Raw genomic sequence first — 21,932 nt, 5'->3', positions numbered from 1 at the left:
GTCGATGGCCCGCACGGACGGGTGCCCCCGGCCGTGGCGGCCGGGGGCACGTGGTCCGGAGTCAGCAGAGGCCGGCGTAGGAGTTGCTCCCGCAGCCGACGTTGACGGTCCAGACGGTGGTGCAGCCGCCGTCCCATGTGATCATTTCTTCGCCGCCGAAGATCGCGGTCAGGTCCGGGTCGCCGAGCGGGTATCCGGTGGCGGAGCGGTCCGCCTCCGGGTCCTTCCAGGCGCGGACGATCTCGTGGTCGCTCATCTGGGTGTCCCTTCGGGTAGCGGTCGGCCGGGGCGGCCGGACCGGGTTCGGGGGCGGGGCGCCGATGCGCCTCCGCAGGAGCCGGCCCTCGGCGTCACGGGAGCGGGGCGGGCAGGGCGGCGTCGGTGTCCGTGTCGGCTTCGGCGTCGGCGTCGGCGTCGGCGTCGGCGGGCACGGTCGCCCCGGCGGGCACGGTGGCGGTCTCGGCCGGTCCGAACAGTCGGCGGTAGACACCCTCCGTTGCGATCAGCTCGTGGTGCCGGCCGCGCTGGACGATCCGGCCCCGGTCCAGGACCAGGATCCGGTCCGCGTTGCGCACGGCGTTCAGCCGGTGCGACACCACGATCCGGGTGACCGCCAACTCGCCCAGCGCGCTGTCCACTTCACGCTCGGTCTGCGGATCGAGATGGCTGGTCGCCTCGTCCAGGAGCAGCAGTCTCGGCCGGTGCACCAGCGCCCGGGCCAGCGCCACCCGCTGCCGCTGGCCCGCCGACAGGGCGGAGCCCGACTCGCCGACCGGTGTCCCGTAGCGCCGCGGCAGGGCCATCACGTCCTCGTGCAGCCCGGCGATCCGCGCCGCGCGGGCCACCTCCTCGTCCGTCGCGTCCGGTCGGCCGAGCGTCAGGTTCTCCCGGATGCTGCCGCCGAACAGGCTCAACTCCTGCAGCACGGCGCCGCAGTGCGCGCGCAGGTCGGCGAGGTCCAGTTGCTCGATGGGCACCCCGTCGTGGCGCACCGACCCCTCGGATGCGCGCAGCAGGCCGAGCAGGAGCATCGCCAGCGTGCTCTTGCCCGAGCCGGTCCGTCCCACCAGGGCGAGCTTGCCCCCGGCGGGCAGGTCCAGATCGATGCCGCTCAGCACCGGCGGGCCGCTCCGCTGGTACCGGAAGGCCAGGCCGGTGACCGTGACCGCGGTCGGACGGGCAGTGGGGAGCCGGACCTGACCACCGGTCTCCGTCGGTGTGTCGGTGACGTCGAAGAGCCGTTCCACCTGCGCGTTCACCGCGACGTAGAGCTGCCCGCTGCTGCCGAGGGTCTCCAGTGGTGTCAGCACGGACAGCGCCAGGCTGTTCGCGGCCAGCATCGTGCCGAGCGTCATCCGGCCGCTCATCACCAGGCCCGCACCGGCGCCGAGCAGCAGCAGCGGTCCGAGTGCCAGCAGTCCGCGCTGCGCCCCGCCGAACCAGGCGGCCGCCCGTCCGCGCCGTGCCATCGCGTTCTGGTAGCGGGTGAACAGCTGCTCCCAGTGCTCCACCGCGCGCTGCTCGAACCCGTTCGCCTTGAGCGGGACGATCGCCTCCAGCGCCTCCACCAGGTAGCTCTGCTCGTCGGACCTGGTGACGAGTTCGAGCCCGGCGAGGGTCCGCAGCCGGCTGTGGGCGCGGACCACCAGCAGCAGCTGCACCAGGCACAGCGGGGCGACGGCGAGCAGGTAGAGCGGCTGCAGTGCCACCACCGCGATCAGGTAGCCGGCCATCAGGGCGCCGTCCAGCGCGAGGGTCATCAGCTGCTGGGTGAGCGTCTCGCGGGTGCTGGAGACGCTGGACAGCCGCATCAGCAGGTCGCCGCGGCCGCGTTCCAGGAAGAAGTCCAGCGGCAGGCGGAACAGGTGGGCGACGAAGTTCCGGGTCAGCGCCATGTCACCGCGCCGGCGCAGGGCCAGCAGTGCCAGGGCGCGCAGCGCGGTCAGCGCCCCGGTGAGCAGGGCGACCCCCAGCGCACCCGCGCCGAGCACTCCGAACAGGTCGGTGCGGTGCCCCGGCAGCACCGAGTCGACCACCGATCGGGTGAGCAACGGTACGGTCAGGCCCAGCACTTGGAGCAGCGCGGCGATCAGCACGGTGAGCCCGAGCAGCGCCCGGCCGCCGGGAGCCGCCACGAACTCGCGCAGGTACCGCACCATCGGCCGCTCCCGGAGCGCGGTGCGTCGCCGCTCGAAACCCTCGGTCGGACGCAGGTGCAGCACCAGGTCGCCGAAGACCTCGTCGAAGTCGGCCCGGGTCATCTGCCGTCGGCCGCCGGCCGGGTCGACGAACCGCACCCGGCGCCCGTCCACCCGTTCGACCACCACGAAATGCTGCTTCGTCAGGTAGGCGATCGCCGGACCGTCCAGCGGCCGGGCGAGCGCCGAGGGCCCGTGCTCGACCTCCGCCGTCAGGCCGCACTGCCCGGCCGCGGACATCAGCGCCGCGACCGAGGCGCCGTCCCGCCCGGTACCAAGCATCGGACGGCACTGTGCCACCGAGGTGTCCCGGCCGTGGTGGCTGAGCACCATCGCCAGGCAGGCGGCGGCGCACTCGGCGCGGGTGAACTGCAGCCGGGGCGGGACCCGGTAGCCGCGCGGACGGCGGCGCGGACGGCGGCGCGGGCCCGGCGCCGCGGCTGCCCGCCCGGCGGTCGGCGGTGGAACGGCCGCCTCGGGGACGGTCATCGCCCGGCCCCCTGCGGCGCGAGCAGCAGGACCGGCGCGACCAGCTCGGGGGCCGCGATCCGCAGCAGCCCGTGCCCGACCCCGGCCAGCCCGGCCATCAACCCCGGCGTGGCGATCCCGCCCGGAGTGCCGCAGACCGGGCCGCGTTCCTCGATCCTGCCCACGATCGCCGCGCAGGCCCGCCGGTGGGCGGCGCCGGCCTCCGTGATCCCGGCAGCGGCGGCCGCCGCGAACAGCTCCAGGTTGCCGAGGTCGCCGTGGCACAGGCTGTCGTTGCCGACGCCTCCCGCAGCGGCCGCGGACCGCACGGCCCGGCGCAGCGCACGGTCGTCCTCGGGTGTCCGCAGTTCGGCGGGCAGACCGGCCCGCAGCAGTCCGATCCCCGGCGCACCGTGGCACCAGGCGTGCAGGTGGTGGACCGCCCGCGGGTCCGGGGCCGGCTGCCACGGGCGCGGCACCTGCTCCCGGTGGTCCGGCCAGTTGTCGATGCCGTCGTCGAAGCCGGCGTTCTCGTGGGCGAGCGCGCTCCGGCCCGTGCGCAGCGCGGCGGCGTCGCCGGTGCGGGCGGCGTGCCGCAGCAGCACCCAGCCGATCCCGCCGACGCCGTGCGACATCCCCAGCAGCGGCCGCCCGGCGGCCGTCGGGGTGCGCCGGGCGACCACGCCCGGCAGGCCGTCCGGCTGGGTCTCGGCCTGCCGGAGCAGTACGGCCGCGCACGAGGCGGCGAGGTCCTCGGCGACGCCTCCGTACCGGCTCGCCAGGGCCTCGGCCACCGCCAGGCAGCCGGCGGCGCCACCGATCACGTCGAGTTGCCCGTCCGCACCGGCGGCCCGGCCGGCGGCCGAGAGCAGCTCCGGTACCGGTGCCGCGATCGCGCGTTCGCCGAGCAGTTCGGCGGTGCAGTCCAGTGCGTAGGCCAGGCCGGTCAGGCCGTTGAACGCGCCCCAGGTGCGAATCGAACCACGCCGCCGCGCCAGGTGCGCGGGGAAGGGCGCGAGGATCCGCCGGGCCCGGCTCGCGTACGTGTCGTCGCCGGTCACCCGGGCCAGCTGCGCGAAGAACAGCGCGATACCGGGATAGCCGTTGTAGAGGTCGTCCCGCAGCCCGACCACCCGCCACTGGTCCTGCGCCAGGTCGAGCCCGAGCCAGCCGACCCGCTCGCCCTCGCTCCAGGCGCTGTCGGCCAGCCGGTCGGCGACCAGCCCCGCCTGCCGCAGGGCCCGCTCGGCGACGGATCCGCCACGGCGGGCCGGGCCCGAACCGGCCGGCTCCGAACCGGCCGACGGCCGTTCGGTGGCGGAGACGGAGGCAGCGGAGGCGCCGGGGAGGCCGGCGGTGCCGCCCGGCCGCTGCTCCGCCGCCCGGGCGGCGAAAGCCGCCGTGATGATCCAGTCCTGGACGGCGAGGTCGCGCTCGCCCATCCCGCTCACGATCCGCCGGGCCCGCTCCAGGCCGGACTCCGGCAGGACCGCCGGCAGCACGGTGCCCCGGTGCGTCCGCAGGTCCCGCGAGCCGACCGTCGAACGGAACAGCGGCACGTCCCCGGCCCACAGGTCCTCGGCCTCCTCCCGGAGCAGCGGCCAGTGGGCCGGGTCGTCCACGGACTGTGCGAAGAGCAGCCCGAGCAGCCGGTCGCGGTCGAGCGCGTCCCGGGTGGCGTCCGGGTGGGTGCTCTCGCTCAGGAGCTGCGCATAAGTGCGGGTGGCGCGGACGATGGTCCGGGCGGTGTCGTCCGCGAACCTGTCCAGCGGGCCCCCCTCCGCGAGCAGGTGCTCCCGGCCGTCCGCGATCGCCCGGTAGCCGGCCCGGAACCCGGCCCGCAGCGCGTCCAGGTAGCTCGCCGGGTCGAGGTCGCGCCCGTCCAGGGTGGGCCGGTTCTGGCTTCCGGCGAAGGTCTGCCGTACCCGGGCCAGGCGCATCTCGTCGGTGCCCCGCCCCTCCCACGCCACCGATGTGAACGGCAGTACCGTCCCCTTGTCGCCACCCATCCCGCCGACGTCCAGTGCCACGCCGCCCTCACCCACCAGCAGGGTCGGCAGCAGGCCGACCCGCTGGACCGACTCCGCGAGCATCCGCTGCGCGGGATCGCCGTCGACCAGCGGGCTCCCGGTCAGCCGCAGCACGTCGGCGTGGAGGACGGACTCCAGGTCCACGGCGACCGGCTGGTCGCCGACGGCGATCACGTTCTCGTAGTGGAAGTCGGTCGCGGCCAGCGCGTACAGCAGCGCGAGCAGCGCCCCCTGGCGGTGGTAGAACCGCTCGGCCGCAGCCTGGTCCGCGCAGCCGGCCGGCTCGACGAACTCGGTCCAGCCGTACTCCCCCCGGTCCAGCACGCCGACCGTGCGCAGGCCGAGCCCGGGCAGCGCCGCGTTGAACCAGTCCACCACCTCGTTGAAGTGCTCATGGATGGCCAACGGCCGTGGTTTGTACACCAGTCGGGCACCGGAGCCGAAGCGCAGCAGCGCGACCGAGCGGCTCGCCTCGTGGGCGTCGCCGCCACCCGTCCGCACCTCGGTGAGCACTCCCGGGTCGGCCCCGCCGAACATCCGGTCCACCAGCAACGGGCGGTCCTCGACGAAACGGGCGACGAACTCGGCGTACGCCTGGGCGGTGTCGACGGTGGCGCCGGCAACCAGCCGGGCCAGCACGGCGTACTCGTCGAACAGTGCCGCGAGTCGGCCCGGTTCGCACTGCAGGGCCACGAACGAACGGAACCGCTCCTCGGCCGTCGCGCCGGTCAGCTGATCCGACAGCCGGGCCACGTGGAGCTCCAACACCAGCGCCCGCCCGAGCAGTTGGAGCAGCTGGTCGCGCAGCACGCCGGTCAGTGAACGGACGACCGCTTCGACGTCGAGCACGGTGCGGACGGCGGGGTCGGCCAGGGCGGGCGAGCTGCGGACCAACCGGCGCGCCTCGGCGAGGAACGGCTCGACGACGGCCGCGAAGCCCCGGAACCAGCCCCCCTCGGTGTCGTCCCGGCGGGTATGGGGACGGTGGTGTCCGTCGGCAGTGACGCTGACGGGCTGCGCGGCGCGGGCCATGACCTCCTCCACGAACACCGCCCAGGCGGGCTTGGCCGCCCGCGCCGCGAGGCTGTCCGGATGCTCGGCGAGCAGCCGGTGCAGCAGCTCCGGGTCGGTGCCGAACACCTGCGCCTGCGCGGCGGCGGTGTCGTCGGCGTGGTCCGGGAACGCCGCTCGCCAACGCGCCAGGCGACGGGCCGCCCGCCAGGCGGGACCACCCTCCGCCGGCGTGCCGTCCGCGAGTTCGGGAGGCGCCCCGGCGGCCGCCAGCCGCTCCCCCAGCCACAGCCCGCGTGCCCACCAACTCCCGGTCAGCGGAGCGGCGTCCGGGCGCTGCCACGGGGCGGCCGCGATCGGGGCGGCCTTCGGCGTCTCAGCGGGCATGCGGGTGCTCCTCACCTGGCGGGCGTGGCGGAGGGCTCGACGACCGGGCCGGCGGCCGGGGACGGACCGCCGGGGAAGTGTCGTCATACGATGAGCGGAGATGGTAGAAAGACTTATGGCCATACATCTCAGCTGACAGCCAGGAGTCTGCCCACGATCAGACTGTGCGTCAACTGTCGTACCGGAATTGCTCTTTGCCACGTCCGCCACCCGCCGGGTCGCAGTGGCTCACACCGAAGGCCGTGCGCGTGACCGGCCCGTCCTGGAGGACGACGGCCGCCACCTGGACGCCGTCGACGACCTCGGTGCGCCGCTCTGCGATCCAGCCGGCGCCTTCGCCGAGGACCATCAGGGCCGGGCGCGGCTCGCCGGCGGCCTCGCCGCCGGGCATCGGGGCGTCCGGGACTGGCCGGGTGGCCCGTCGGGAGTGGCCGGGTGGCCGATCGGGAGCGGCCGGTCCGGGGGTTACCGGACTCGCTCGGTGCGGGAGAGGCTGAGCCCCGCCTCGTGGCCGTCCGCGCACGCCGTGAGGCGTCGTGGGCGCCGGCGGTCGGTGCTGCGGCCCGCCTCGAAGACCTCACGCGTCCCTGCCTCCCAGGAGGGGAGGGGGCAGCGACGCGTGAATGCCGTGCGGGTCCGGGCGGGTAGGCCACATCGCCCGGGCCCGCACCGGGGCCGCACCGGGGCCGCACCGGGGCCGCACCGGGGCCGCACCGGGGCCGCTGTCGCCGCCGTGCGGGGCACGGCCGCCGCTTCCGTCCGCACGGCTGCTGACTATCTCAAGTTGGTTTGACCAGTCTCACCGAACTTTGACCGCAGCACCCCTGGCTAGAACGGGGGCTCCACACTGAACCAGCCCGTAGCGGCCCAGGGATCGTCCTGCTCTCGCCGCTCCGCCGCCTCCCGCTCCCGCCGTTCGGCGGCGGCGCGGCTCTCGGCGATCGTGGGGATGGAGTCGAGGGCCTCGGCCGGGCGGCCGTGCCTGATGAGCATGTCGGGCACGTCGTGGCGGGCCAGGTTGTGGGTGGAGGAGCGGAGCAGTGCGAGGGCTTCCTCCAGCCGGCCGTCCTGCTCCAGCAGCTGTGCGAGCGCGGTGTCCCACTCGCCCGGCTCCTGCTCGTTGAGGGCGGTGGCCTCCGCGATGCCCTCCTTGTAGCGGCCGGCCTCGCTCAGTAGCCAGAGCCTCAGGGAGCGAACCTGGTCCGGGTGCTCCTTGACGTATTCGTCGGTGCGGGCGTCCAGGAGTTCGAGTGCCCGGCCGGGGCGGCCGTCCTCGACGAGCAGTTCCAGCGCCCACTGGAGGAAGTTCCAGCAGTCGTAGTACTCGTAGGTGGGCCGGCCGGTCTCGACGGCCTCGTCGAGCCTCCCCTGACGGACGAGCAGACGCATCAGCGCCGCTCGGTCCTTCGGATGGTCGTGGGTCTTGATCCCGTCGAGCAGCACGGTCTCCGCCTCGTCCGCCCGCCCCGCGTCCTCCAGTGCCTTCGCATACACGTCGAGGGCCGAGCGGTGGTCTTCGGCGGCGAGAGCCCTCAGTTCATCGATCAGGCCCTGCCGGGCGAGGAGCTCCGCGTAGTACTCGGGGAAGTTGCCGGGGTGTCGTCGGCCCGAGGCCCTCTCGGCGCGCAGGACCGCGACGGCCTCGTCCGTGCGCCCGGCCCGCTCCAGCACCCGGGAGGTCAGGAGCAGCACGTGCCAGAGTTCCATTCGGCCCGTTTCGCAGTCCCCGCCGCATCGTCGGCACGCCGCGCTCTCGATGGCCTCCAGTCGCTCGGCCTCCCGCGTGAGTACGTCCAGGACCAGGTCGTCGTGACCCTGACCTTCGGTGATCTCGACGAGGTGGGAGCGGAGCCAGTACTGCCCGAGATGGGGCGTGAGCACGTCGACGGCCTCCTCCACCCGTCCGGCCTTCGCCAGCAGCTCGGCGTAGCGGGCGCACACGTGGCCGTCGCCCAGCTCGGCGGGGTCCGGGCGCACCATCGCGAGTGCCTCGTCGCCCTCGCCCCGGCGGATCATGATCTCGGCCGCGACCCACTCGGCGGCCCGCCACCCGATATCCGTGAACGGGTCCACCACGGCCAGCGCCCGATCGAACTCCCCGGCCGCGCACAACTCCCGGGCCGCCGCCTCCGCACAGTTCCAGTCCCCACGCTCCCGTGCCGCCCGGATCAGCAGTTCCACCTGCCCCAGGTCGAGGAGGGTCCGCACCATCCGTGGGTTGACGCCACCATGGTTGCGCGCCTGCCAAGAAAGATCATCGATGTTCACGCGGGCACCCTACAAACCGCCGCCGACAGCCTCCGCCCAACCGAAGCCGAGGTGCCCGCGACGCTGTCCCGTCTCACTGCGCTTGAGGACCCGGTCGGCCTGGCGGTAGGGCTTGACGGCTGGAGCGAGCCTGTGCACACGGGCGTCGCTTGGTGTCACATAAGTTCTGCCGCCATGTCATGTGGCCTTGTGGATGGGCCAGTTCCTGGAAGAATCCGATGTCTACTGACGGTAGGAGACGGAGAGTTGGACGCGAGGATCAGTATTGAGCCAGGGGATACCGACGGCTTGCTGGCGCTGAGCGAGTGGCTCAGCGGCGAGGAGGGGCTGCGAGGGCATGTGCGGACTGTCTTCGGGCCGATCGGGGAGACCGATCTGGGCTCAGCCGTCGAGTTGCTGACCGTGGCCCTGGGAGCCGGCGGCGCAGGGTCCGTGCTCGCCTCGGCATTGGTCACCTGGTTGAAGACCCGGCGGACGTCGGCGAAGATCACGGTCGAGGCCGAAGGGCGCTCAGTCACCCTGGACATTGAGACCGTTGGCGATGTCGCACCACTGCTGGAACAAGTCCTGCGGATCGGTGATGGGGACTGAACGATCGGCGCTCGGCGTTTCACATGCCGTGCTCATCGGCGTATCAGACTACGAGCACCCCGAGTTCCCCCAGCTCCTCGCGGTTCGCAACAGCTTGCGTGCTATGCGCGACGTACTGTGTGATCCCACCCTGGGCGGCTGGTCGTCGGACCGGGTCACCCTGATACTGAACCCGCTGACGGCCACTGACCTGACCGGCAAGATCGCAGACATGGCCGAGGCCACCACCGGCGTCCTGCTCGTCTACTTCGTCGGTCACGGCACGCTGTCCACCCGTGGAGAACTATGCCTAGCACTGCCTAACACCCGCCAAGACCGTCCGAAGATCACCGGTCTAGCCTGGGGCGATCTCGCCGACGTGCTCCGCGACAGCCCAGCGCGCGCTCGAGTCGCGATCCTCGACTGCTGCTTCGCGGGCCAGGCCATCGAAGCCCTGACGGGGGACGAAGCACTGGCCGACATCACGCATGTGCAGGGCGTCTACACATTGACCGCCACTACACGCAACCGCACCGCACACGTCCCACCCCGCGACCAGCAGGAAACGGCCCCCACCTCCTTCACCGGCGAGCTTTGCGAGCTCATTCGCGAAGGCATCCCCGGCAAACCTTCCCCCTTGACCCTCAACAACATCTACCCAGAACTCCGCGCCCGACTGCGGGCCAAGGGCCTGCCCGCCCCCTACCAACGCGGCACTGACACCGCCGGAAACCTTCCCTTCGCCATCAACCAGGCAGCACGCGGCACGGAGTCAGACTCCACAGCCCCCGCGACCTCTTGGCAACGGTCGGCGGTCGTCCCGGTCTCCAGAACCGGCACGCGCCCCGCTGAATCTCCGCTCGACGCGGCGCTTTTCGAGCAGTCCTGGTCCGGCGGCGAGGACCCTCAAAGTAAGTGGCGCGAAGGCTGGCTACAGTGGCCTATCTTCGGCGTCGGCGTTCTCTCTTTCACGGCCGCCTTCTGGTGGGGCAAGTACCTCAGCGGCTGGTCATCGCAAGTGCAGCTCCTGCTCATGGCGCTGGCCGGCTCAATTTACATCCCGTTATGCGTGGCGCGGTACGGGCGTTGGCAGTTGAGAAGGCGGATGCAGCCCAGGAAGCTGCTCATCGACCAGGACGGCATCACCACCACAGACTCGTCCGGGCACCAGCGAATCCCGTGGACTTCAATCGCCAGGGTCGGCGTCCGATACAGCGACCAACCGATCGGACGCATAGACGGGTGGGGTGAACACCGGTTACTCGCGCTCCATGTGAAGCTGCACGAGCCAACGAACGGCTTCCCCGCAGTCCGCCTCCGTCCCGCCGGGTGGCCACTCGATGCCCAGCTTCCCGCGGTCTGCACTAACCCCGAGCGCCGGGACAAGGATTGCTGGGTACCCGTGTGCGCGCTCGGCCCGCTGCCCCATCCCCGCCGTCTCGACCTGAAAAGCGCGATATCCGCCTTCGCAGAGAGCGCGGTGGAGAACGACAAGTGGTGGATGGAGAAGCTATAGCGGGACCTTCAGAAGCGCCATGATCCCGGAGCCCGGCATTTCCGATCCGTCTTCCAAATCTGGCGAGTTGCAAATCAGAACCACCCTACTCTCCATGTTCTTCGACACCGGACATTCGCGGTCGATGCAGAGATCGGTCCATACGTCCCGGCCCCAGAACGCCCAGGGAAGCGCAGTGTCCATGAGACGACTCGCGCGCGACCCCGGGGCGGGGCATCGGCGGATGCCCCGCCCCGGGGCGAGGACCTCGGCGGCAGCTTGACCACCGGCCCCACCCCGGACGGCGGCTACCGCCTCCACACCGCCCTGCCCGACCGCCGGCACTGAACCCACCGCACGCAAGCGCTCTCGCCTCGCCCCGCCGGCCGGCCCTCCCGACGGCGTGCGGGCCTCCCGACCTGCGGAGATGAGCAGGGCCCCTGCAATGGTGCGCCGATGTCTACGATCAAGCAGTTCCAAGTGACCTTCGACTGCGCGGACCCTGTGCGCCTCGCCGCCTTCTGGTGCGAGGTGCTGGGGTACGTCCTGCCGGCGGTCCCGGAGGGCTTTGCCACGTGGGAGGAGTGCTTCCGCTCGCTGCCGCCCGAGGATGCGGTCTACTTCGCGTGTACCGATCCCTCGGGTGTGGCCCCGCGCCTGCTCTTCCAGCGGGTTCCCGAAGGCAAGGTCGTCAAGAACCGGGTGCATCTCGATGTGCGGGCCGGCGTCGGGCTCGTGGGTGACGAGCGCCTGGCCACACTGGAGGCCGAATGCGCACGGCTGACGGCGCTCGGCGCGAAGCACGTGCTGACCCAGCGCGCCGATGGCGTCAACGAGTCGTGCATCACGATGCAGGACATCGAGGGCAACGAGTTCTGCCTCGCCTGATCCTCCACCGGGACCGCGGGGTTCACGGCCTGCCACGTGCTCGGGCGAACGTCCGGCTGGTCACCTCAGCCGGACGGCTCAGGAAGCGGACGGTTTGATCTCGCCCGCGAAGACGATGACCTGGTCGATGAGGCTGCGCCGCAGGTGGACGACGTCCGTTCCCGCGAGGTGGGGACCTCCGTCCGGCGTGGTGAAGACCCACTGGTAGCGGGCCCACTCGTCGGGCATGTCCACCTCCGAGAAGCGCGCCATCGTGCCGGGCCCCGCCGGGTGGCGCCGGAGCTCCAGCACGAACCGCTCGACCGCCGCGATTCCCTCGCTGCGGCCCAACGGCCCCCAGAAGACCACGTCCGAGGTCAGGGCCTGGGAGAGCAGGGCGGTCACATAGCTGTCGTCCGAGGCGTTGAACGCGGAGATGAACGTGTCGATCGCGGAGCGTGCAATCTCTTCCTGCATGCCCTAGTAATACCAGCCGTTTCGCGTGCGCTCGTCCCGCAGGCCGCCTTCCGGTCGCGGTGGACCGTCCCGGCGACCTCACCGGGCTCCCGTCGCCACAGCGGACCCGGCTGTGGCGACGGGAGCCCGGTGCCCGTCCGCACGGTTGACGCTGCGCAGGGAGTCGGCCCCGCCGACTTCCCGCGCCGGGCTTCAGCGCCGGGCTTCAGGCGGCGCGGGCGGGGCGGCGGCCGGGCGGGCTCACTCGACCAGGGCGGCGGCGATGCGGCGTACGGCGTCCCGGCGCGCGCGGTCGTCGAGGTCGACGACGGTCAGCACCTCCGGGTTGGCGGCGGCCCACAGCATCGCGAGGTGGGCGAGCAGGGGGAACAGGATCTCGGGTTCGAAGCGGGTCGAGACCCGGCCCCCGGCCTGCGCCCGGGCGACGGCGGCGGTCCGCTCCCGCACCTCGGCGACCCCGAGGTCGTTGAGCGCCTCGCCGCGTTCCAGGCGCTGCCAGGTGACGATCCGCGGGATGTCCGGGAACTGCGCGTAGAGGTCGCTCAGGCCGGCCGCGAAGCCGGGCAGGTCGTCCACGTCGAGCGGTACGCCGACCACGATCTGCTCGACGAGTTCGTCCCAGACGGCGTCGAACAGCCCGGCCTTGTTACCGAAGTAGTGGTAGATCTGCGCCTTGTTGCTCCGCGCGGCGGCGGCGATGCGGTCGACTCTGGCCCCGTTCAGTCCGTGTGCGGCGAACTCGGCCCGGCCGGCCGCGACGAGTCTGCGTCTGGTCGCCTCGGCGTCACGCTCCATGCACCCAGCTCCTAACTAACCGTTTACTTGACAGTTTGACCTGAGCACAATCTAATCAACTAACCGTCCAGTTGAATACGGCGGGGGGTGCAGGGAGGGGACCGGGCGTGGAGCCGGGCATGGTGATGGTCGGTCGGGACGGCGAACGGGCACGGCTGGCCGCGTTCGTCCGGGCGCCGGGCGGACAGGCCCTGGTACTCAGGGGCGAGGCCGGCGTCGGCAAGAGCGCCTTGCTCGACCTGGCGGCACAACTCGCTTCCGAGGAAGGCCAGTTGGTGATCCGCGCGACCGGCGTCGAGGCGGAGGCCGACCTGCCCCACGCCGGGCTGCACCAACTCCTCTACCCCCTACTCCCGGACGGCGCCCACCCCGGCCCGGGACTGAACCCCGCCGCCCGGGCCGTCTTCGGGGCCGTCTTCGGGACCGCCATCGGGACCGACTTCGGGACCGACTTCGGCCGGACGGACGGCCCGCCGCCCTCCGTCATGGCCCTCGGCATCGCCGTGCTCGACCTGCTCTCCGCGGCCGCCGCGCGGCAGCCGCTGCTGCTCGTCCTCGACGACGGCCAGTGGCTGGACGACGCCAGCGCCGACGTCTGCGGGTTCGTCGGCCGTCGACTGGCCGGCCGGCCCGGCGTCCGACTGCTGGTGGCCGTCCGCGGCGACACCGCCTCCCGCTTCGACACCGCCGCGCTGCCCGAGGCGCCGATCGGCGCACTCACCGACACCGACGCCACCCGCCTGCTGGACCACCACCACCCCCGCCTGGAGAGGCAGTTGCGCGCCCTCGTGCTGGACACCGCCCGCGGCAACCCGCTCGCCCTGCTCGAACTGCCCGCCCACCTCCAAGCCCGCCCGGACACCCCGGCACCGGGCATCCTCCTCGGCCCGGACCCCGTACCGCTGCCCCGGCGGATCCAGGAGATCTACGCCACCCGCCTGGCCCGCCTCGCCCCGGCCGTCCGGGCACAGTTGCTCGCCGGCGCCCTCGACGGTGCGACCGCCAGACCGAGCGACGGCCCCGCCCCGGCCGCGCGCTACCGCATGCGCGACGTGGACGAGGCACTCGCCTGCGGCCTGCTGGTCGTCGAACCGGCCGGCGGCCACCTCGTCTTCCGCCACCCGCTGGTGCGCTCCAGCGTCGTCCAGCTGGCCACGCCCGACCAACGCCGGTGCGCACACCGGCAGTTGGCCCGCGTCCACCGCGAGGACCCGGAACGACGCGCCACCCACCTGGCGGCCGCCACCGTCGACCCCGACGAGGGCGTGGCCGCCGCCCTCGAAGCCGCCGCCCGGTCGGTGACCCGGCGCGGCGGCGCGCGGATGGCCGTGGCCTGGCTGACCCGCGCCGCCGAACTGAGCGAGGACCGGGCGCAACGGGCCCGGCGGCTCGGTGAGGCGGCGTACGTCGCCGGGCAGGCCGACCGGCCCGGCCGGGCCCGCAGCCTCGCGCTGGCCGCCTCCGTACCCGGCGAGGACGACAACCCCGCCGCCGTCCTCGCCGACGCCTACCTCGCGCTCTACCGCGACGGCGCCGTCCGGACCGTGCACCGCCAGGTCGCGGCGGCGGTGGAACGGCTCCACCGGCTCCAGCAGCACCATCGGCACGAGCACCACGAGCAGCCCGGACAGCTGCCCCGACAGCAGTGCGACGAGGCGGCAGCCGGCCCCACTCCCGACCGCCACGACGCGATGCTCGACCGCCTCGTGAGCCTCCTGCTCGCCGCCAGCCAGTACGCCGGCAGCCGCACCACCTGGCGGCGCACCCACGAGCTCCTCGCCTCACTGGGCGGCCTCGCCACCGGACGGGCCCGGATGTACGCCGACACCTGGAGCGACGTCCTCCGGCACGGCTCCGGCTGGGCCGAGCGGATCGAACGCGCCGCCGCGAACCCGGAGAACCAGGACCCCTGGGACGTCACCCGCCTCGCCGTCTCGGCCCACCACCTCGACGCACTGTGCCCGCTGCGCCCGTACCTGGACCGGGTCGTGGACCGGGAACTGGACACCGGCGCCACGTCCAGCGGCATCGTCATGCTGCACCTGATCATGCTCGACCAGACCGCGCTCGGTCAGTGGGACGCCGCGGAACGCACCGGCCACCGCGCCCTCGCCCTGGCGACCGAGGCCGACAACCAGCTCTTCGCCCACCAGACCCGGGCCTACCTCGCCCACCTCGCCGCCGTCCGCGGCCGCAGCCGGGAAGCCCACGACCTGCGGGCCGAGGTCGACGCGTGGGCCCGCCCGCGCGGCATCGGATTCCTGACCGGGCTCGCGGACGCCGCCGGCGCGAGCGCCGCCCTCGGGGCGGGCGACCACGAGTCCGCGTACCTGCACGCCACCGGCATCACCGCACCGGGTGCGTTCCGGCCCTACCACCACCAGGCGTCGCGTACCCTCCTCGACCTGGTCGAGGCGGCCCTGCACACCGGCCGCACCCAGCAGGCCCGCGCCCACGCCCTCGCCGCCCGGGACGCCGGACTGCCCGACACCTCCCCCCGCCTGGCCCTGATCACCTACGGGGCGCTGGCGATCACGGCCGAGGACGACGACGAGGCCGCGGACCTGTACGCCCGGGTCCGCTCCGACCCGGCGGCCGACCGGTACCCGTTCGAACTGGCCCGCATCCGGCTGGCGTACGGCACCCGGGTACGCCGCAGCCACGGCGGCGCGGCGGCCCGGGCGGTCCTCGCCCCGGCGGCCGAGACGCTCGAACGGCTCGGCGCCACCGCCTGGGCCGCCCGGGCCCGCGCCGAACTGCGCGCCACCGACACCGCACCGCCCGCCGCCGTGCCCACTGCCCCTCCCGCCGCCGTGCCCGCCCCACAGCCCGCCGCCATACCCGCCGCCGTGCCCGCCGCCGTGCCGCTGACCTGGCAGGAGCTGCGCGTCGCCGAACTCGCCGCCGGCGGCCTGACCAACAAGGAGATCGGCGAACGCATCCGGCTCTCCCCCCGCACCGTCGGCGCCCACCTCTACCGCGTCTTCCCCAAGCTCGGCGTCACCACCCGCGCCGCCCTGCGCGACGCCCTCACCAGGCTCGACCACCACCCCGCAGAGCACAGCATCCGATCCGCGGGTTCCCGCTGAGGAGCCTTCGGTACCTCGTGGTCGGACCGGGCCACGCCGTCTCCCTGCTCCTTCGCCCGCCGGCGGCCCGCTACCTCCCCGCCGCGACCTGGCCCTCGGGTCCGGCGTCCCCGGCTCGCACGGCGGCTGCCGCCTCCAGCAGGGACCAGCCGTCGACCTCCACCGCCCGCCGCCGCAGTCCCGGCTGCCACCCGCGGGCCGACGCCACATCGAGCAACGCCCGGACGGCGCCCGGTTCGTACAGGTTCAGGGAGCCGCCCCGGACGAACCCCACGTCCCCGGAGCCCAGGGGGAACCCGCCGACGTACCGGCCCGGACCCTGGGCGAAGACGATGCGCAGCGGGGCCGCCGGTACCGACGGGCTGGGGGTGCAGCGTGAGGGTCTCGCGGCAGCCCTCGGACCGGCCGTCGTCCAGCGCGCGGTGATCGTGGCGGAGCGTCCACAGGAACGCGCGTCCGTCGGCGACGAGTTGGCGGGGCTTCTTCGGATCGCGGGGCACGGAGTCGAGGGTACGGGTCCGGTGGCGAATGGTCTCGACCGGACGGGCCGGCCGGCATGCGGACGCGGATACGGACGCGGACGCGGATACGGACGCGGCCGGCCGCTCAGGCGCCGGGTTTCATCTCGGGGTACGCGGCGGAGGGACCGTCGAACAGGTCGGGGCAGGTGTGGCGGTCCCGCAGTTGCAGGTCGAAGTAGGCGCGCAGATAGGTGCGTTCGAGGCGCAGGGCGCGTCGTGGGGCGATGGTGCCGTACTGCTGGGTCAGCTGGTCGGCGGGGATCTGCAGCACCGGCTCGGCTTGGGGGATGAGGATCTCGCCGTCGGAGTAGGTCAGGTGCTCGCTGCCGTCCATCCGGTACACCCGGCCCCAGCCGTGCAGCAGCGGGCGGAGCGGGGGATGGCCGTCGGCGGCGGCCGAGGTGAGGTTCAGCAGCGGCTTGGTCACACCGTCGCGGCTGATCGGTCCGAACCCCGGCTCGGCGAGCGGACCGTCCAGACTGGCCGCGGCCCTGATCCGCGGGTCGGCGTTCATGGCCGCCGCGCTCTCGACGCCGCCGAAGGAGGCGCCGAACATGCCGATGCGGTCGAGGTCCAGGGCCCTGGCCAGCCGTCGGGGCAGGGCCCGGTGTTCGGCGTCCGGATCGGCGCCGTGTGCCAGGGCGGTGATCTCGTCCAGGACGTAGCGGACGTCGGCGACCCGGGTGTCCAGTTCGTGGACGGGATCGGGGTCGTGCACCTCGGTCTCAACGCGGTGGTCGGGGAACTCGACTTCCTCGGCGTAGTGGGTGTGGTCGATCGAGGCGACGATGTATCCGTGGCTGGCCAGGTCTTCGAGCAGTGCGGTGTTGCCGGCGCGGTTGTCGTGCGAGCCGTGGGCGTAGAGCAGCACCGGGAAGCGGCCGGGCTCGGCGGGTGCGCCCTGGCCCGCGTGGGTGACGGGCAGGGTGATCCGGTCGGCGGGAAGGCCGTTGGTGGTCATGAAGGTCGTGGCGGCGCCGGGGGTCATGTACGGCGCCTTCGGGTACGCGGGCGAGTGATCTGCCGGGTACCAGAGTTGCACCACCAACTCGCGCACCGGCCGGCCGGGTACCCAGGTGTCCCGGCGCGAGGGATCGACCAGGTGCAGCGACACCGTCCCCAGCGTGTGCCGGCCCGTCGGGGCGGGCAGGGTGAGCCGTGCAGTCGTGTCCGTACCCTGCGTGGCCGACCTCGGCGACGCCGCGTTGGCCGGTGCGGCCGTTAACGTCATCGCCATACCCGCGACCAGTGCCGCGCCCACGATCGGCGCCCGGTGCACTCCCCTACCCCACATCACGTCAACTCCCTTGACCGGTGGCCGTCGGTTCCACGCTCCCAGTCGGGATCTGACGCGTCATCAGGGCTGACCACTGATTCGACCGGCCCACCTCTCGGGGCTGCGTCAGGGGCAACCCCGAGAACGTATCCGGGTTCCTGCGCGGGCTCGCGCCAACCGCGGGCCCGCGGGGTGGGCGGTTTCACCACCGCGCATTCGGCTTCCCGCCTCCATATTGAACATGTTCAATTTTCCTGCGACGATATCGACCTCAGGAGCGGACGAGGGGGAGCCGGTACCGATGGGGATGGTGCTGAGGGTCGAGAGCGCCCTGCTGTGGTTCCTGCGCGCGGCGGCCCGATACCTGATCGCCCTCGCGTGCGGCTGGGGAGCCGTGGTCGGCGGGCTCGCCCTCTTCAACGAGGCGGACGGGTACTTCGCCTTGCTGGGACTGTTCCTGTCGATCTACGTCGGCGTCCCGTCGCTGGTCCTGCTCCTGCTGACCGCCCCGATGCGGGAAAACGAGTACCACAGGACCGTGCTCGCCTTCCTGCTGTGCGGACCGGCGATGTTCACCGGACTGCTCCTCGGCGGCACGTGGTGGCTGCTCGGCCTGATCCTCTTCCAAGTCGGCTTCACCGGCTTCCTGCTGCCCTCCCCACGCCTTCGGCTCGTCAGCCGACGCGACCGCCGCCACCGCTGACCGGAGGCGGGCCGACGGCGGCGCGCGGCCGGGGTGTCCAGGAGTCCGTCGGCCGGGTCCGTCGGCCGGGTCAGTCCGCCGGGCCACTCGGTCGGGTCACTCAGTCGGGCGGAACGCCGAGACCGGGTAGCGCAGGGACTCGGGGACGGCCGCGTCGATGGCCGCGACCGCCGGGGCGGCGTCGGGGAACAGGTCGGACACGACGGGGATGAAGCAGCTGTTGCGGCCGAACACCACCCGGCTGGGGCCGTCCGTCTCCACACCCACCACCTCGTCGTACCGGACGTGGCAGACGGTGCCGTCGGGATGGCCCATCCACAGTCCCGCCTCGTCCACCACCAGGCGTATCCGGCGGGCGTTCGAGGAGAACAGCCGGGCGAGCAGCGGCGGCCGGAACGTCCGTCCGGCGGCGGGGAGTCGCTGACCGCCGCCCCCGCAGGAGTACTTCGGCAGCGGGGTGCCGTCCGGCTGCCGCACATCCGGCTCGGTGCCGCACGGGACCACCAGCACTGCGGTGCGCAGGGCCTGCGCGAGCGCCTGCCGGGCCCCGTCCGGGGTCACCCGGGTCAGGCTGTCGAGCCGGGTGTCGGCATCCCGGTAGTCGCCGCCGAACAGCGACTCGGCTGCGGCCTCCCGGAGTTCGAAGGGCGTCGAGCGCGGGTCCTGGAAGGCCTCGCGGACGCCGGCCAGTTCCTCGGCCAGCTCCTGCTCGGACATGCCGTCCCGGGCCAGCCGGACCGTCTCGGCCCAGAGCAGCTCGGCGACCCGCTGGTCCTGGCCCTCGCGGGCGTCCAGGACGAGGGTGCGCTCGCCCTGGCCGGGGCCGACGAACACGGTGTCGCGGCCGACGTCGTAGGAGAGGCCGTGCTGGTGGCGGACGGTCTCGCGCAGCCGGTTGGCCAGCACCTCGACGGCGAGGAACAGCGCGTCGTCGTCGAGGTCGCCGTGCAGGGCGAGGCCGGGGCTCGGCACGTTCTCCTGGTACCAGGCGGCGCCTCCACGCAGGACGGGCTGGGTGGCGCCGCGCGGCGGCCGCTCGCCGGAGGGCAGCGGCAGCCGCAGTCCGACCGGCGGCGGACCGGTCAGCACCAGGACGGCGTTACCGGCGTGGAAGTGCCGGGCGAGCGTCTCCCGGACCGCCTCGACCGGGATCCGGTCCGGGCCGGGGCCCTGGTAGGCGGCCAGGCCGACGCCCTGCACCCCGTAGCGGTGCGACAGCAACTCGCCGGTGACCGGGTCGGCCGACATGCCGCCCTCGGCGGCCAGCACCCCCGCCTCCCGCTCGATCCGCTCCAGCGGCAGCGCCCCCAGCGCCCGGCAGACCAGGCCGAGGAACTCGACCACCTGCTCGGGCCGCCCGGAACAGGTGAACTCGGTCGTGGTCAGCCCCACCGAGGCATTGTGCTCGTGGTGCAGCCGGGGCAGCGTGCCCATCGCCAGGTGCTCCACCAGATGGGTCACCCCCAGCGTGCGGAACGACTCGTCCCGGGCCCCACCCGGTGAAGTGACCGAACACCACCGGCCCCGGAGAGCGTCCACTCGCCACCGTCGTCCCGATGACCGTCAGTCGATGCCGTCGACGATGCGGAAATCGCGCTCGAAGCCGTCGGGGAGGGCCACCAGCGCCTGCTGGTACGCCTCGCTCCCGTAGGCCGCGACGGCCTGTTCGAAGCTGTCGAACTCGATCAGAACCACACGTTGCGTGATTCCGGCCTCCCTGGCGACGACTCGACGGCCACGGGACAGCAGGCGCCCGCCCCCGGCCCGGACCGCCGGACCGGCCAACTCCTCGTAGGCGGTCAGCACCTCGGAGTCGGAAGCGGCGGGATAGACACTGACCCAGTAGCCCTTGGCCACGGAAACCTCCTGTGCTCGGCCGGACACGTCCGACTGCGCCTCGGCACCCGGATCGACGATCGATCCCGGCATCCGCAGGCTAGGACCTGACGAGCGGTCAGGGGAAAGACCGGTACGAGCTAGACTCAGAACGGATCATTATCAATCCGCAGGGAGGGCAGGTGCCGCCGGACACCGTGAGCCTGCGCTACTTCCTGGTGCTGGCACAGGAGTTGAACTTCACCCGCGCGGCCGCACGGATCGGCATCGCACAGCCCGCACTCAGCGCCCGGATGCGCCGGCTGGAGACGGAACTCGGTACGGCCCTGCTGGTCCGCACCACCCGCAGCGTCGCACTGACCACGGCCGGTGCGGCTCTGGCGGAGTCCGCACCGCCCGCGCTGGCGGCACTGGACCGGGCCTGGGACGCCGCCCGGAGCGCGGCGGCCGGCCAACTGGGCACGCTGCGCATCGGATACAGCCTCAGCGCCGGGGTCGGGACCGCACCGGCCCTGGTCGACAGACTGATCCGCGACAACGGCGGACTCCAGGTCGGCGCGGTCCCGATGGCGACACCGGAGATCTCCCCCGCGGTCGCCGACGGCCGCATCGACGCCGGCATCACCCGCGGTGAACAACCGGGCCGTGGCGTACGCCGGTTCCTGCTACGACGCACACGCATCGGGGTCCAGCTGGCGCAGCACCATCCGCTGGCCGAACACCCGGAGATCGAGATCGCCGACGCCGCCGCCTATCCGCTGCGTCTCCCGGACCGTGTGGCCAACCCCGTCATCCACGACCAGCTGTCCGCCCTGTTCCAGGACATCCGGCCACACCCCCGGTTCCGCACGCCCGCCGTCTCCTTCGACCTGTCCCAGCACGACCTGCGCGACGGGCTCACGCTCGCGCCGGCCGGAGAAGCCGCGGCCACGACCCAACCGGCCGGCCTCACCTGGCGACCGCTACGGGACGCGCCCGGCCTCACCTTCCACCTGGTCCTCCCCCGCGACCCGTCGCCACTGCACCGCCGCATCCGCGCCGCCGCCAGAACCCTGGCGCACGAACTGCACTGGCTGCCTGCCTGACGCGCACCTCGACGACAACCGGCGGCCCGTGGGACCGGGCCGCCCAGGGCCGGACCGTGCGCGGCGGAGCACGATGCCGCCCACCGCACCCCGAGGCCGGCACGGGGGCGCCACCGTGCGCAGGGGGCCGGGCCGGGGAAGGCCTCTCCGTCTTCATCGGCGGGTTCGTCGGAGTGTTCGTGGTCCGGCCGGTCCGACGTGCCTTCGTCCCCCAGGTCCGAACCGTCACCGGCGCTCTTCGGCCTCGGTGCCGTCGGGGTCCTGGCCGAAGATCTGCCGGAACAACTCCGCCTCACCGAGGTTGACCAGCGGATCATCCACTCCCGTTCGGGCTCGCCAGATCCGGCGCATCAACCGCAAGCGCATACAGGATTCGAAACCGGGTTCGGTGCACCAAGTCGCCACCTCACGGTGCGAGGCACGCCGTCCCGGTGGGATCACCCGCACCGGCCCAGTGAACCGACCGTGTAGCAACCACCATGTCAGCATCCAGCCGCGCCACGCCCTCAGACGCCTCACTGTCGAGGTGCTGCCGGGTCGATCAGCATCACCCTGACCAGATGGGGGGTGATGCCGAGGAAGGCCAACGACCGCACCTCCCCGAACATCGCGAGCCGGTGCGCGATCTGATCCGTGCCGGTCGGCCCGAACTGCTCGTCGAAGAACACGTGCTGCTCCGAACTCAGGGGCAGCGCCCGCAACAAGCCCAGCAGCGCGGCCAGCGCGGCCGTCAGCCTTGTGAACTGCGCGGCCTCCGTCACACCCCGCACCTCTACCACGACCGGGAGCGGGCGCGGAGCCTCCAACGAGGTGCTGTGCTCACCGCCGGGACCGGTGTCGGGGCCGGGATCCTGGG

General features: G+C 73.0%; 18 protein-coding genes. 6 read left to right on the top strand and 12 right to left on the bottom strand.

Translation table 11 applies throughout. The features are described from left to right. Positions 1 to 61 precede the first annotated feature (61 nt). The 5 genes from ACIP4P_RS09260 to ACIP4P_RS09240 form a co-directional block, all read right to left on the bottom strand. Entirely contained in the window at positions 62 to 256 is a 195-nt protein-coding gene (locus ACIP4P_RS09260; protein ID WP_400916259.1) for a hypothetical protein, read from the bottom strand. 94 nt (positions 257 to 350) lie between these two features. Next, the gene (locus ACIP4P_RS09255) at positions 351 to 2,687 is read right to left on the bottom strand and encodes a peptidase domain-containing ABC transporter (RefSeq protein ID WP_400916257.1); all 2,337 of its coding nucleotides are present in this window, start codon (positions 2,685 to 2,687) and stop codon (positions 351 to 353) included. Then, positions 2,684 to 6,094: a type 2 lanthipeptide synthetase LanM family protein gene (locus ACIP4P_RS09250; protein WP_400916255.1), complete on the bottom strand. Its 3,411-nt coding sequence runs from the start codon at positions 6,092 to 6,094 to the stop codon at positions 2,684 to 2,686. The genes ACIP4P_RS09255 and ACIP4P_RS09250 overlap by 4 nt, the downstream gene beginning before the upstream one ends. A 169-nt stretch (positions 6,095 to 6,263) precedes the next feature. Next, positions 6,264 to 6,485, bottom strand: coding sequence for a hypothetical protein (locus tag ACIP4P_RS09245; protein WP_400916253.1), 222 nt, complete (start codon positions 6,483 to 6,485; stop codon positions 6,264 to 6,266). 437 nt (positions 6,486 to 6,922) lie between these two features. After that, positions 6,923 to 8,305, bottom strand: coding sequence for a hypothetical protein (locus tag ACIP4P_RS09240; RefSeq protein WP_400916252.1), 1,383 nt, complete (start codon positions 8,303 to 8,305; stop codon positions 6,923 to 6,925). Positions 8,306 to 8,608: 303 nt separating this feature from the next. Here ACIP4P_RS09240 and ACIP4P_RS09235 point away from each other — a divergent pair, with 303 nt between their 5' ends. The 3 genes from ACIP4P_RS09235 (at position 8,609) to ACIP4P_RS09225 (ending at position 11,315) form a co-directional block, all read left to right on the top strand. Then, the gene (locus ACIP4P_RS09235) at positions 8,609 to 8,953 is read left to right on the top strand and encodes a hypothetical protein (protein ID WP_400916250.1); all 345 of its coding nucleotides are present in this window, start codon (positions 8,609 to 8,611) and stop codon (positions 8,951 to 8,953) included. After that, complete coding sequence (locus ACIP4P_RS09230; RefSeq protein ID WP_400916428.1) at positions 8,904 to 10,448, top strand: caspase domain-containing protein; 1,545 nt, start codon at positions 8,904 to 8,906, stop codon at positions 10,446 to 10,448. The genes ACIP4P_RS09235 and ACIP4P_RS09230 overlap by 50 nt, the downstream gene beginning before the upstream one ends. Before the next feature lie 435 nt (positions 10,449 to 10,883). Next, positions 10,884 to 11,315, top strand: a complete 432-nt coding sequence (locus tag ACIP4P_RS09225; protein ID WP_400916248.1) for a VOC family protein — start codon at positions 10,884 to 10,886, stop codon at positions 11,313 to 11,315. Between the two features lie 78 nt (positions 11,316 to 11,393). Here ACIP4P_RS09225 and ACIP4P_RS09220 read toward each other — a convergent pair whose 3' ends face one another. Beyond that, a complete protein-coding gene (locus tag ACIP4P_RS09220; protein WP_400916246.1) occupies positions 11,394 to 11,771 on the bottom strand; it encodes a nuclear transport factor 2 family protein in 378 nt (125 codons plus the stop codon). A gap of 240 nt (positions 11,772 to 12,011) precedes the next feature. Further along, positions 12,012 to 12,566 carry a TetR family transcriptional regulator gene (locus ACIP4P_RS09215; protein ID WP_400916245.1) on the bottom strand — a complete coding sequence of 185 codons (555 nt, stop codon included), beginning with the start codon at positions 12,564 to 12,566 and terminating at the stop codon, positions 12,012 to 12,014. Between the two features lie 119 nt (positions 12,567 to 12,685). On the opposite strand from ACIP4P_RS09215, the gene ACIP4P_RS09210 reads away from it, so the two are divergent. Continuing rightward, on the top strand, positions 12,686 to 15,655 hold the full coding sequence (locus tag ACIP4P_RS09210; RefSeq protein WP_400916243.1) for an AAA family ATPase: 2,970 nt from the start codon (positions 12,686 to 12,688) through the stop codon (positions 15,653 to 15,655). Between the two features lie 70 nt (positions 15,656 to 15,725). Here ACIP4P_RS09210 and ACIP4P_RS09205 read toward each other — a convergent pair whose 3' ends face one another. Together ACIP4P_RS09205 and ACIP4P_RS09200 are read right to left on the bottom strand one after the other, a co-directional pair. Then, positions 15,726 to 15,929 (bottom strand): hypothetical protein, encoded by a 204-nt coding sequence (locus tag ACIP4P_RS09205; protein WP_400916241.1) that lies wholly within the window; start codon positions 15,927 to 15,929, stop codon positions 15,726 to 15,728. A 332-nt stretch (positions 15,930 to 16,261) separates the two neighbouring features. After that, the gene (locus ACIP4P_RS09200; RefSeq protein ID WP_400916239.1) at positions 16,262 to 17,290 is read right to left on the bottom strand and encodes an alpha/beta hydrolase family protein; all 1,029 of its coding nucleotides are present in this window, start codon (positions 17,288 to 17,290) and stop codon (positions 16,262 to 16,264) included. A gap of 463 nt (positions 17,291 to 17,753) precedes the next feature. Between ACIP4P_RS09200 and ACIP4P_RS09195 the strand changes: the two genes are divergently transcribed. Next, on the top strand, positions 17,754 to 18,155 hold the full coding sequence (locus ACIP4P_RS09195) for a hypothetical protein (RefSeq protein ID WP_400916237.1): 402 nt from the start codon (positions 17,754 to 17,756) through the stop codon (positions 18,153 to 18,155). Between the two features lie 96 nt (positions 18,156 to 18,251). Here the strand turns inward: ACIP4P_RS09195 and ACIP4P_RS09190 are convergent, their stop codons facing one another. Together ACIP4P_RS09190 and ACIP4P_RS09185 are read right to left on the bottom strand one after the other, a co-directional pair. Further along, positions 18,252 to 19,616 carry a hypothetical protein gene (locus ACIP4P_RS09190; protein WP_400916236.1) on the bottom strand — a complete coding sequence of 455 codons (1,365 nt, stop codon included), beginning with the start codon at positions 19,614 to 19,616 and terminating at the stop codon, positions 18,252 to 18,254. 102 nt (positions 19,617 to 19,718) lie between these two features. After that, the gene (locus tag ACIP4P_RS09185) at positions 19,719 to 20,012 is read right to left on the bottom strand and encodes a DUF1330 domain-containing protein (RefSeq protein ID WP_400916427.1); all 294 of its coding nucleotides are present in this window, start codon (positions 20,010 to 20,012) and stop codon (positions 19,719 to 19,721) included. 161 nt (positions 20,013 to 20,173) lie between these two features. Between ACIP4P_RS09185 and ACIP4P_RS09180 the strand changes: the two genes are divergently transcribed. Continuing rightward, positions 20,174 to 21,076, top strand: coding sequence for a LysR family transcriptional regulator (locus tag ACIP4P_RS09180; protein WP_400916234.1), 903 nt, complete (start codon positions 20,174 to 20,176; stop codon positions 21,074 to 21,076). 515 nt (positions 21,077 to 21,591) lie between these two features. Here ACIP4P_RS09180 and ACIP4P_RS09175 read toward each other — a convergent pair. Then, positions 21,592 to 21,837: a hypothetical protein gene (locus ACIP4P_RS09175; RefSeq protein WP_400916232.1), complete on the bottom strand. Its 246-nt coding sequence runs from the start codon at positions 21,835 to 21,837 to the stop codon at positions 21,592 to 21,594. Positions 21,838 to 21,932 lie beyond the last annotated feature (95 nt).

The sequence above is a fragment of the Kitasatospora sp. NPDC089509 genome (assembly GCF_044749365.1).
GTDB lineage: Bacteria > Actinomycetota > Actinomycetes > Streptomycetales > Streptomycetaceae > Kitasatospora.
Note: the sequence above shows the minus strand (reverse complement) of the source record. Positions and strands in the feature narration are given on the sequence as shown.

Bases quoted from the DNA above. Each gene is read 5' to 3' on its own strand.
- ACIP4P_RS09215 (WP_400916245.1), bottom strand. From the start codon at position 12,566: ATGGAGCGTGACGCCGAGGCGACCAGACGCAGACTCGTCGCGGCCGGC.
- ACIP4P_RS09245 (WP_400916253.1), bottom strand. From the start codon at position 6,485: ATGCCCGGCGGCGAGGCCGCCGGCGAGCCGCGCCCGGCCCTGATGGTC.
- ACIP4P_RS09220 (WP_400916246.1), bottom strand. From the start codon at position 11,771: ATGCAGGAAGAGATTGCACGCTCCGCGATCGACACGTTCATCTCCGCG.
- ACIP4P_RS09225 (WP_400916248.1), top strand. From the start codon at position 10,884: ATGTCTACGATCAAGCAGTTCCAAGTGACCTTCGACTGCGCGGACCCT.
- ACIP4P_RS09195 (WP_400916237.1), top strand. From the start codon at position 17,754: ATGGGGATGGTGCTGAGGGTCGAGAGCGCCCTGCTGTGGTTCCTGCGC.
- ACIP4P_RS09255 (WP_400916257.1), bottom strand. From the start codon at position 2,687: ATGACCGTCCCCGAGGCGGCCGTTCCACCGCCGACCGCCGGGCGGGCA.
- ACIP4P_RS09250 (WP_400916255.1), bottom strand. From the start codon at position 6,094: ATGCCCGCTGAGACGCCGAAGGCCGCCCCGATCGCGGCCGCCCCGTGG.
- ACIP4P_RS09210 (WP_400916243.1), top strand. From the start codon at position 12,686: ATGGTGATGGTCGGTCGGGACGGCGAACGGGCACGGCTGGCCGCGTTC.
- ACIP4P_RS09260 (WP_400916259.1), bottom strand. From the start codon at position 256: ATGAGCGACCACGAGATCGTCCGCGCCTGGAAGGACCCGGAGGCGGAC.
- ACIP4P_RS09240 (WP_400916252.1), bottom strand. From the start codon at position 8,305: ATGGTGCGGACCCTCCTCGACCTGGGGCAGGTGGAACTGCTGATCCGG.
- ACIP4P_RS09230 (WP_400916428.1), top strand. From the start codon at position 8,904: ATGTCGCACCACTGCTGGAACAAGTCCTGCGGATCGGTGATGGGGACT.